Below are 10,402 nucleotides of genomic sequence, written 5' to 3'. Positions count from 1 at the left end.
CTTCAGGAGCGATCCTAGCGACGCGGTCGGACATCTTTCTGTCCGCGAAGCATAAGGGATTCGAACCAGTTAAAGCAGCCCCGATGGAGGCAGTAAAAAATGACAGATGCGGGCGCAACCTGGACGGATGAGAGGGTCGAGCTTCTGAAAAAGCTCTGGACCGATGGCTTGAGCGCGAGCCAGATCGCGGCCGAGCTCGGAAACGTGACCCGCAATGCGGTCATCGGCAAGGTTCACCGCCTCGGCCTGTCCGGCCGGGCCAAGGATAAGGCGGCCTCGCCTGCTTCCCAGCGCCCTCGCAAGGTTGCTCGCGCGCCCAGCGCTCCTGCCCCCATTGCGCCGCAAAACCGGAGCAATGTGGTCATCGCTCCCATTCCCCGTCCGCCGGTGGTGGAGGAGGAACCTGAAATCATGATTGAGGACGACCTGGCCATTCCGATGTCCGAGCGGGTCACCATCATGGATTTGCGTGAATCCATGTGCCGCTGGCCCATGGGCGATCCGACCAAGCCGGAATTCCGCTTCTGCGGCGCCCGCTCGATCACTGGCCTGCCCTATTGCACGCATCACGCCCGCATTGCCTATCAGCCGGTCACCGACCGCAAGCGCGAGCGTAAGCTGGCGCGGGCCTGACCGCGCCCTGAGCATGTCCTTAGCGAAGTGGACGCCAAGCCGCCAAGGACATGTGATCGCTTGAAAATTGAAAAGCCGCTCCTGGTTTCATGGAACCGGAAGCGGCTCTAAAGGCGAGATTTCCAGAGGCAGGCCTGACGCCTGCCTCTTTCATTTCACAGCTTGTTCATCGCGGGCGAAGGTTTCGTCGAAAGAATAGCCCGCTCCGCGCACGGTTCTGATGGGATCGGGCTTTCCGGGAATGTTGATCGCCTTGCGCAGCCGGCCCACATGCACGTCGACCGTGCGCTCATCGATATAAACATCGTGCCCCCAGACCGCATTGAGCAGATGCTCGCGGGTGAAGACGCGGCCAGGACTCGTCATCAGAAATTCCAGGAGCCGGAACTCCGTCGGGCCAAGGTGCAGTTCCTTGCCGTTCCGCCGAACCCGGTGAGTCTCCCGGTCGAGTTCCATGTTGCCGGCCGTCAGGAGCGTCGCGATATGCGCAGGCTTCGTGCGGCGCAGGAGCGCCCGGACGCGCGCGAGAAGTTCCGGCACCGAAAACGGCTTGACGATGTAATCGTCTGCGCCGGTGGACAGGCCGCGGATGCGGTCCCCCTCCTCACCCCGCGCGGTCAGCATGATGATCGGCATCCGCTCGGTTTCCGGCCGGACGCGAATGCGGCGGCAGAGTTCAATGCCCGACAAACCGGGCAGCATCCAGTCGAGCAGCACGAGATCGGGCACCTGCTCGCGCAGGCGGATCTCCGCCTCATCGCCGCGTGCAACGCTGTCCACATCGTAGCCTTCGGCCTCGAGATTGTAGCGCAGGAGGAGCGTCAGCGGCTCCTCATCCTCGACGATCAGAACGCGCGGTCCCATCCTCAGGCTCCCGCCTTGGTCACATCGATCGAGCGGTCGTTCTTGGGCCGATCGATCGCCAGGGTCTCGCCTGTGACGAGATAATGCACCGTCTCGGCGATGTTCGTGGTGTGATCGCCGATGCGCTCGATGTTCTTGGCGCAGAACAGAAGATGCGTGCAGAACGAGATGTTGCGCGGATCTTCCATCATGTAGGTGAGAAGCTCGCGGAACAGGGAGGTGTAGAGCGCGTCGATGGCGCCATCCCGCTGCCAGACATCGAGCGCCTTCGCCGTGTCCTGCTGCGCATAGGCATCGAGCACATCCTTGAGCTGGCCAAGCACCAGGTCGCTCATGTGCTGCACGCCGACGACGATCTTGTGGGCCTGGAACTGCCCGCCGATGGCGAGCGCCCGCTTGGCGATGTTCTTCGCCAGATCGCCGATACGTTCCACGTCTCCGGAGACACGGATCGCGGAGATGGTTTCACGCAGATCGACGGCGAGCGGTTGGCGCCGGGCGATCGTGAGGATCGCACTTTCCTCCACCTCGCGCTGCAGCACGTCGAGGCGGCTGTCGGAAGCGATGACGGTTTGCGCAAGCGGCATGTCGCTGCGTACCAGAGCGTCGATGGCATCGACGAGCATCTTCTCGGCGATGCCGCCCATCTCGGAGATGCGGCGCCGGAGGCTCTGCAAGTCGTTGTCGTAGGAGCTGACGATATGCTCCGCCATGGAGAATCTCCTTGAAGCGCTTCGGTCAGCCGAAGCGGCCCGTGATGTAGTCCTGGGTCTGTTTCTTGTTGGGCGTCATGAACATCTTGCTCGTCGGCCCGAACTCGACCAGCTCGCCGAGATACATGAAGGCGGTGAATTGCGAGATGCGCGCCGCCTGCTGCATGTTGTGGGTCACGATGACGATGGTGAACTCCGCCCGCAATTGCTCGATCAGTTCCTCGATCTTTCCGGTCGAGATCGGATCGAGCGCCGAAGTCGGCTCGTCGAGAAGAATGACTTCCGGCTTCTGCGCGATAGTGCGTGCGATGCAGAGGCGCTGTTGCTGACCACCGGAGAGGCCCATGCCGGATTGACGCAACTTGTCCTTCACCTCGTCCCACAAGGCCGCCTTGCGGAGGGCTTCCTCGATGCGCCCATCGAGTTCCGATTTCGGCAGCTTCTCGTAGAGGCGGATGCCGAAAGCGATGTTGTCGTAGATCGACATGGGAAACGGTGTCGGCTTCTGGAACACCATGCCGACGCGGGCGCGCAGCTCGTTCACGTCGACGGAGGAAGACAGCACGTTCTGCCCGTCGAGCAGAATCTCGCCTTCCGCGCGCTGCTCGGGATAGAGGCTGTAGATGCGGTTGAAGGTGCGCAGCAATGTCGACTTTCCACAGCCGGAGGGGCCGATGAGGGCCGTGACCTGCCGGTCGTAGAAATCGAGCGAAACATCTTTCAGGCTACGGAAGTCGCCGTAATAGAAATCGAGTTTCTTGACCGCGATGCGGACCGGGGCTTCGAAATTGGCAGCGGTTGCATGGCCGATGGCGCTGCTCGCGGTGACGGCAATCGGACTCATCGGACATGATCCTTCTTCAAGAGCAGGCGCGCCGCGATCGACAGCGCCAGAATGGACAGGGTGATGATGAGAGCACCGGCCCAGGCCAGCTCGCGCCAATTATCATAGGGCGCCAAGGCGAACTGATAGATCATGACCGGCAGGTTGGAGACGCCGCCCATCAAATTTGGCTTGAACCAGAAATTGTTGTTGAGCGCGGTGAAGAGAAGCGGCGCGGTCTCGCCGGCGATGCGCGCGGTGGCCAGCAACACACCGGTGACCATTCCCGCCCGCGCGGCCTTCCAGCTGATATGAATGATCACGGTCGACAGCGGCGCGCCCAGAGCCGCACCCGCCTCGCGAAGAGAGCCTGGAACGAGGCGAAGCATATCCTCGGTGGTCCGCACGATGACGGGCACCGCAATGATGGCAAGCGCCACACCGCCCGCCCATCCGGAATAGCCGCCCATCGGCGGCACCATAAGCGTGTAGACGAACAGGCCGATGAGGATGCTCGGGGCGGCGAGCAGAATGTCGTTCACGAAACGGATGATTTCGGCCAGCTTCGAGCCCTTACCGTATTCCGCGAGATAGGTACCGGCGAGCACGCCGATAGGTGTTGCGACGACGATGCCCAGAACGGTAAGAATAAGACTGCCGACGATTGCATTGGCGATGCCGCCTCCTTCAGTGCCAGGACCCGGCGTCACTTGCGTGAACACCGCCGGGGACAGCGCGCTGCCGCCCTTGTAGACGAGCATCAGCAGGATCCAGCCGAGCACGAAAACTCCGAGGGCGGTGAAAATCGCGCAGATGACCTTGAGCGCCCGGTCGGCGACCCGCCGACTGCGCCGCACGCGCCCCCAGGCGGGAGCGTTCGTGATGGGAAAAGACCGCGGCGTGATATCCATCGTCGATCCCCTCATTGCGTCCGGACCCGCGCAATCAGAAGGCGCGCGAGCACGAGAACGGTGAACGTGACCAGGAAGAGAATGCAGCCGAGCGCCAGCAGAGCATTGAGATGCAGGTCCGACGCCTCGTTGAACTCGTTCGCGATCCGCGACGCGATGGTCGAGCCAGGATCGAAGATGGAGAGAGACAGACGGTTCGCATTGCCGATCACGAAAGTGACGGCCATGGTCTCACCCAGCGCCCGGCCAAGGCCGAGCATGATCGCGCCGATGATGCTGACTCCGGCCTGTGGCAGAAGGACATGGCGCACGACCTCCCAGGTGGTGCAGCCGATGCCATAGGCGCTCTCACGCAGAATCGTCGGCACCTGATCGAGAATGTCGCGCGTGATGGAGGCGATGAACGGAATGATCATGATCGCCAGGATGATCCCGGCGGTGAGCACGCCGACGCCAGACGGCACCCGCGCGTAAAGGATCGTACCAAGAATCGGCACGCCCTCGACGAGGGACGACACGGGCACCTGGACGAACCTGGCGAAGAGAGGCGCAAAGACGAAAAGGCCCCACATGCCGTAGATGATGCTCGGCACCGCGGCGAGCAGCTCGATCGTGGTCGATACCGGGCGCTTGAGCCAGGACGGGCAGAACTGGGTCAGGAAAATCGCGATCCCGATGGAAAGCGGCACGCCGATTGCGAGGGCGATGAGCGCCGAGGTGAGCGTACCGGCGATGGCGACCCATGCCCCGAACTGCTCTCCACCTACATTCCAGACGCTCGATGTAATGAAACCGGGGCCGAATGCACGGAAGGCCGGCCAGCCGCCATAAACCATCGAGCCAATAATACCGGCCAGAACGAACAGCACGAGCAGGGCGGAGCCGTAGCTGGCCCAGCGGAACAGGCTATCGAAGTTAGGCTTGGAAGGGCGGCGGATTGTTTGCATGTTCGAAATGGACACCCGTTCAGACAAAGCAACCATCCGCCGTACCCCGTTTTTACAAATGAGTCAGCCGATTACATCTTGAACAAGGGTTGGCCCGACTTGTCCTTGATCTCCTTCGCCCAAGCGGCCTCGATCATCTTGACGACGTTGTCCGGAAGCGGGACGTAATCGAGATCGCTCGCCAGCTTGTCGCCGTTCTTGTAGGCCCAGGCGAAGAATTTCAGCACTTCAGCCGTCTGCTCCGGCTTCTCAGGAGCCTTGTAGACCAGGATGAATGTCGGCGCGGTGATCGGCCAAGCCGCATCGCCGGCCTGGTTGGTCAGGGAGATGCCGAAGCCCGGAGCCGCGGTCCAATCCGCATTCGCGGCAGCAGCCTGGAACGCCTTGTCGTCGGGCGTCGGATACTTGCCGGCCTTGTTCTCAAGCAGGGCGTAAGGAATGTTGTTCTGCTTGGCATAGGCATATTCGACATAGCCGATCGCGTTCGGAACCTGCTTGACCGTCGCGGCGACGCCCTCATTGCCCTTGCCGCCCTGGCCGACCGGCCAGTTGACCGTCGTGTTCGCACCGAGATCCGACTTCCAGGATCCGGAGACCTGGGAAAGATAAGTCGTGAAGACATTGGTGGTGCCGGAGGCATCGGAACGGTAGACAGGGGTGATGGCCGCGTCGGGCAGCTTCACGCCATCGTTCAGCTTGGCGATCTTCGGATCGCTCCATTTGGCGATCTTGCCCTGGAAGATATCTGCCAGAACCTCACCCGTCAGCTTGAGCTGGCCGGCATTCACGCCCGCGATGTTGACCACCGGGACGACACCGCCCATCACGGTCGGAAACTGCAGAAGACCGGACTTGTCGAGATCCTCGCCCTTGAGGGGAGCGTCCGTCGCGCCGAAATCGACCGTCTTGGCCTGGATCTGCTTGATGCCGCCGCCGGAGCCGATCGACTGATAGTTCAGACTGTTGCCGGTCTCCTTCTTGTAGGCCTCAGCCCACTTTGCATAGACCGGAAAAGGGAAAGTCGCGCCCGCGCCGGTAATTTCGGCGGCGGCCGCCGGGGTCGCAAGGCTGGCGGCGGCAAGGCCGGCCGCAAAGGCGAAGGACAGGAACTTCACGAGACTTCTCCTTGTTTATACAAGCGCGGCCGCTTGCACCCGAGCAAACCCAAGCCGCGTCGGACAGCTATGACCTTCCCGTTACGGGTCTAAGACAAACGGATGACATTTACATGACAACGTCCCGGAAGCGGCTTGGATGCGTCCCCTTCGGAAAGGGGTTCAGGGCGCGGCAACAATCTTGCCCACCGGAGTTGAACTTGGGCTATTTGAACTAAATAATCCTCAGTGACTCCACGCGGCTCAGCCGGTACGGATCAGGAACGACGCGACGGATGAATGCGCATGACCATGGAATGGCCGGCCGGATAATACCGGCTTTTCCGGTCGGCGGAGGCGAAACGGGGGCTCTGATCCGGGCGTTCGACTGGTCGAAAACGAGCCTTGGCCCGATCGCCCGCTGGCCGCAAAGCCTCAAGACCGCCCTCGACATCATCCTGCAATCTCCGGTTCCCATGGTCATGCTCTGGGGCGTGGACGGCATCATGCTTTACAACGATGCCTATTCCGTCTTCGCCGGTGGCCGGCATCCGCGGGCGCTTGGTGCACCGGTGCTGGAGGGGTGGCACGAAGTAGCGGATTTCAACCGGAAAGTCATGGAGGCCGGGTTTCGCGGCGAAACCTTGTCCTTTCAGGATCAACACCTGGTATTGCACCGCAACGGCGTGCCCGAAGATGTCTGGATGGATCTGAACTACAGCCCGATCCTGGATGAAAGCCAGCGCCCGGCCGGTGTTCTGGCCATCGTCGTCGAGACGACGCAGCGCGTCAAAGCCCAACGAAACCTGGAGCGGCGGGACGAGCAACTTCGCCTTGCCCAGGAAGCCGGCGGGATCGGCATGTTCGATCTGGATATCGCAACCGACATGATGACCGTGACGCCGGCATTCTGCCGCCTCTACGGGCTCGACCCGGTCGATACGATCCCGGCCGCCAAGGTCGAGCGTCTCGTCCTGCATGAGGACAAGTCCATCATCTCGCGTATGGAAACGCGGGTAATGGGGCAGGTTTCATCCTCGGTCGAGTATCGTATCGTCCGACCTGATACCGGAGATCTGCGCTGGGTTGGGCGAAAGGCCAAGTTCGTTCGCGATGCCGCCGGTCGTCCCATGCGCTTCATCGGCGCGGTTCAAGACATCACGGAGCGCAAGGAAGCGGAAGAAGCACTTCGCGAAAGCGAGGCCAGATTCCGTCTCATGGCCAATAGCGCCCCTGCTCTGATCTGGGCCACCGATGCGCAGGCGCAGATCACTTTCGTCAACAAGCGTTACGAGACAGAGTTCGATCTCACTTTGGCGAAAATTCTGCAAGGCGGCTGGCGACATGTCGTCCATGAGGACGACCTCGATCCGTTCCAGGATAGCTTCATGGAAGCCGTCGCGGGCCGTTCGGTGTTTCAAGCCGAAGTGCGAATATGGGACAGAAACGGGCGCTTGCGCTGGCTGCGATGCGAAGGCGTGCCCCGCTTCGATGGCACAGGGCAATTCCTCGGTCATGTGGGCTGCAATGTCGACATCACGGAAACTCGCCTGGCCGCCGATGCCTTGGAAGCGCAGGTCGAGCAACGGACGCGGGAACTCAACTCGGTCTGGCGTGTCTCGCGGGATTTGTTCTGCATCTGCGGCATTGATGGCTTCTATCAAAGCGTGAACCCCGCCTGGACGGATGCGCTGGGTTATTCTTCGCAGGAGCTTATCGGCCGACAATGCCTCGACCTCATCCATCCCGAGGACATCCCGCGGGCAGGAAGGGAGTTCGATCTTCTCGCACAAACGGGCATGGCCGAGACGGACCTTCGTATTAGGGCCGTGGATGGAACATATCGCTGGTATAACTGGACGGGCGTGACAGAGGGCGACATTTTCTATGCTGCAGGACGCGACATCACCGCTCGCAAGGAACTGGAGGAACAGCTCCGGCAGAGTCAGAAAATGGAGGCCATCGGCCAGCTCACCGGCGGCATTGCCCATGACTTCAACAACCTTCTGACCGGCATCGTCGGCTCCCTCGACCTGCTGCAGATCCGGATCGCGCAGGGACGGCACGAACAAATCGACCGCTACGCCAAAGCCGCAATCGCATCGGCGAACAAGGCTGCTTCTCTCACCCATCGCCTGCTGGCTTTCGCGCGCCGACAACCGCTCGATCCGAGACCCGTCAGCATCAGCCATCTCGTCACGTCGATGGAGGATCTCCTGCGCCGCACGACGGGCGAAGCCATCCGACTTGAGCTTGCGGCGACAGATGAGATCTGGCCGACCCTGTGCGATCCCAACCAGCTTGAGAACGCGTTGCTCAATCTCGTTATCAACGCCCGCGATGCAATGCCCAACGGCGGCACGCTCACCATCGAAACAGCGAATGTCTGCCTCGACAAGGCATTCATCGCGGCGCAACACGGTATGACGCCGGGTCACTACGTTGCTCTTTATGTCTCCGATACAGGTGTCGGCATGCCGCCGGAAGTACAGGCGAGGGCCTTCGATCCCTTCTTCACCACGAAGCCACTAGGACAGGGAACGGGCCTGGGCCTGTCGATGATCTACGGCTTTGCCAAGCAATCCGAGGGCCATGTGCGTATCATGTCGACAGTGGGCCGGGGTACCACGGTCGAGATTTACCTGCCGCGTCATGACGGCTCCATTCAGGAGGATGCCTCACTCACCGACCATGTGGAAGCGCCACAAAGTGGATCCGGCGAAATCGTTCTCGTCGTAGAGGATGAGCCAGTGGTCCGCAGCCTCATCGTCGACGTGCTCAAAGAGCTCGGTTATCACGCTCTCGAGGCGGCCGATGGGCCGGCAGGCCTGAAAGTTTTGAGATCGAAACGGCGTATCGACCTCCTGGTCACGGATGTGGGGCTGCCCGGCATGAACGGGCGCCAGCTCGCCGATGCCGCACGTGAGCATCGCCCCGATCTGAAGGTGCTGTTCATCACCGGCTATGCGGAGAATGCCGCCATGGCCTCCGGCTTCCTCGATCCGGGGATGGAAATGATCACCAAGCCTTTCGCCGTCGACGGGCTGGCCAAACGCATCCGCGAGATGATCGAGCGCGGTCAGGGCTATTGAAGCTTTTTTCGCTTACCGGCTCTGAGCAACCTCTTCGGTGAATTCGGGCAAGGTCACCGTGAAACGGGCCCCCTGCCCCAGCTCGCTTGCAATATCGAGATGGCCGCGGTGGCGGTTGACGATGTGCTTGACGATGGCAAGCCCGAGGCCGGTTCCACCTTTGTCGCGGCTCTGCGCCACATCGACCCGATAGAACCGTTCCGTCAGGCGCGGCAGATGCTCCGGAGCGATGCCGGGTCCGTAATCCTGCACGATCAGAACCGCCTGTGCCTTTCCATCCGGCGCTGTGCGGCGAGCGAGTTCCACATCGACTTTGCCGCCGCTTTCGCCATATTTCGCGGCATTCTCGATGAGGTTTTCCAGAACACGAAGAAGCTCGTCGCGATCCCCTCGCACATGCAACGACCCTTCCGGAAGCTTTGTCTGAATGGCGACGCCCCGCTCTTTCGCCAATGGCGAGAGAGTTTCGATCATATGCGTGGCGATGGATGTCAGGTCGACCGTTGCCGTCGGCGGAACATGGGCGCGCATTTCGATCCGCGACAGGGACAAGAGATCGTCGATCAGACGCTTCATGCGCTGCGCCTGCCCGCGCATGATGTCGAGGAAACGCTCGCGAGCGGCCGGGTCGTTGCGCGCCGGTCCCTGCAAAGTCTCGATGAAGCCGAGCAGCGATGCGAGCGGCGTGCGGAGCTCATGGCTGGCATTGGCCACGAAATCGGCGCGCATGGCCTCGAGACGCTGCGCGGAGGTGAGATCGCGGAAGAACAGAACGACGCCCGAACGGCCATCGAGTTCGGACATCGTGCCCCGCAGCGGACCGATATGAACCTCGAAGGTCCGCTCGGTCGGCACCCGCTCGGAATATTCGACCCTCAAGGGATCTTCCGTGTTCAGCACCTCATCGATGCCGTCGAGCACATCGGGGCTGCGCAGGGCGAACGAGAGCGGATGGTCGATCTTCAACCCGGGCAGAAGGGCGCGGGCCGCCTCATTGGCCTCCACGATGACCGACCGCTGGTCTACAAGAATGACTGGATCCGGAATATGGGCGAGAACGGCCTCCGCGAGGCTGGAATGGCGGGTCTCCTTCATTTGCAGGCGATCGCCGTGCTTGAAAGCGCGTCGTTGCCCACCCGCGGCCGCCCCAAGGGCGATCGCGAGAATGGCGCCCGCCAGAAGCCAACCGTCCCAGTATCCGCGCAACGCGGCAACGGCGATGATGATCAGCCCTGCGACGACAGCACCGCGCAGGGCGCCGCCGCGCTCCGGCCCAAGCCTGCGCGGGTTGGATGTCTCCCAATTCTCGGGGGGCTCGTTCATCA

At 61.7% G+C, this 10,402-nt stretch carries 9 protein-coding genes; 2 read left to right on the top strand and 7 right to left on the bottom strand.

Translation table 11 applies throughout. The features are described from left to right. Positions 1-99: 99 nt before the first annotated feature. On the top strand, positions 100-633 hold the full coding sequence (locus AB4Y97_RS15070; protein ID WP_441999860.1) for a GcrA family cell cycle regulator: 534 nt from the start codon (positions 100-102) through the stop codon (positions 631-633). Between the two features lie 150 nt (positions 634-783). On the opposite strand, the gene phoB is transcribed toward AB4Y97_RS15070, so the two are convergent. From phoB to pstS, 6 genes are read right to left on the bottom strand one after another with little or no spacing between them, the layout of a single operon-like run. Next, entirely contained in the window at positions 784-1,497 is a 714-nt protein-coding gene (gene phoB / locus AB4Y97_RS15065) for a phosphate regulon transcriptional regulator PhoB (protein WP_441999859.1), read from the bottom strand. 2 nt (positions 1,498-1,499) lie between these two features. Then, the gene (gene phoU / locus AB4Y97_RS15060) at positions 1,500-2,210 is read right to left on the bottom strand and encodes a phosphate signaling complex protein PhoU (RefSeq protein ID WP_441999858.1); all 711 of its coding nucleotides are present in this window, start codon (positions 2,208-2,210) and stop codon (positions 1,500-1,502) included. Positions 2,211-2,235: 25 nt separating this feature from the next. After that, the gene (pstB, locus tag AB4Y97_RS15055) at positions 2,236-3,054 is read right to left on the bottom strand and encodes a phosphate ABC transporter ATP-binding protein PstB (protein WP_441999857.1); all 819 of its coding nucleotides are present in this window, start codon (positions 3,052-3,054) and stop codon (positions 2,236-2,238) included. After that, positions 3,051-3,944 carry a phosphate ABC transporter permease PstA gene (gene pstA / locus AB4Y97_RS15050; RefSeq protein WP_441999856.1) on the bottom strand — a complete coding sequence of 298 codons (894 nt, stop codon included), beginning with the start codon at positions 3,942-3,944 and terminating at the stop codon, positions 3,051-3,053. The genes pstB and pstA overlap by 4 nt, the downstream gene beginning before the upstream one ends. An 11-nt stretch (positions 3,945-3,955) precedes the next feature. Beyond that, positions 3,956-4,927 carry a phosphate ABC transporter permease subunit PstC gene (gene pstC / locus AB4Y97_RS15045; RefSeq protein WP_441999855.1) on the bottom strand — a complete coding sequence of 324 codons (972 nt, stop codon included), beginning with the start codon at positions 4,925-4,927 and terminating at the stop codon, positions 3,956-3,958. A 35-nt stretch (positions 4,928-4,962) separates the two neighbouring features. Then, positions 4,963-6,006 carry a phosphate ABC transporter substrate-binding protein PstS gene (pstS, locus tag AB4Y97_RS15040; protein ID WP_441999854.1) on the bottom strand — a complete coding sequence of 348 codons (1,044 nt, stop codon included), beginning with the start codon at positions 6,004-6,006 and terminating at the stop codon, positions 4,963-4,965. A 275-nt stretch (positions 6,007-6,281) separates the two neighbouring features. On the opposite strand from pstS, the gene AB4Y97_RS15035 reads away from it, so the two are divergent. Continuing rightward, positions 6,282-9,077: a PAS domain S-box protein gene (locus AB4Y97_RS15035; RefSeq protein WP_441999853.1), complete on the top strand. Its 2,796-nt coding sequence runs from the start codon at positions 6,282-6,284 to the stop codon at positions 9,075-9,077. 12 nt (positions 9,078-9,089) lie between these two features. Here AB4Y97_RS15035 and AB4Y97_RS15030 read toward each other — a convergent pair whose 3' ends face one another. Next, positions 9,090-10,400, bottom strand: coding sequence for an ATP-binding protein (locus AB4Y97_RS15030; RefSeq protein WP_441999852.1), 1,311 nt, complete (start codon positions 10,398-10,400; stop codon positions 9,090-9,092). Positions 10,401-10,402: the final 2 nt, after the last annotated feature.

This window comes from Microvirga sp. 2TAF3 (assembly GCF_052114965.1).
In the GTDB taxonomy this organism is placed as follows: Bacteria; Pseudomonadota; Alphaproteobacteria; order Rhizobiales; family Beijerinckiaceae; genus Microvirga.
This window is presented reverse-complemented; position numbering and strand designations above follow the sequence as displayed.

Excerpts from the sequence above, each read along its gene's own strand:
- AB4Y97_RS15070 (WP_441999860.1), top strand. The coding sequence starts at position 100 with ATGACAGATGCGGGCGCAACCTGGACGGATGAGAGGGTCGAGCTTCTG.
- phoB (WP_441999859.1), bottom strand. The coding sequence starts at position 1,497 with ATGGGACCGCGCGTTCTGATCGTCGAGGATGAGGAGCCGCTGACGCTC.
- phoU (WP_441999858.1), bottom strand. The coding sequence starts at position 2,210 with ATGGCGGAGCATATCGTCAGCTCCTACGACAACGACTTGCAGAGCCTC.
- pstB (WP_441999857.1), bottom strand. The coding sequence starts at position 3,054 with ATGAGTCCGATTGCCGTCACCGCGAGCAGCGCCATCGGCCATGCAACC.
- pstA (WP_441999856.1), bottom strand. The coding sequence starts at position 3,944 with ATGGATATCACGCCGCGGTCTTTTCCCATCACGAACGCTCCCGCCTGG.
- pstC (WP_441999855.1), bottom strand. The coding sequence starts at position 4,927 with ATGGTTGCTTTGTCTGAACGGGTGTCCATTTCGAACATGCAAACAATC.
- AB4Y97_RS15035 (WP_441999853.1), top strand. The coding sequence starts at position 6,282 with ATGAATGCGCATGACCATGGAATGGCCGGCCGGATAATACCGGCTTTT.
- AB4Y97_RS15030 (WP_441999852.1), bottom strand. The coding sequence starts at position 10,400 with ATGAACGAGCCCCCCGAGAATTGGGAGACATCCAACCCGCGCAGGCTT.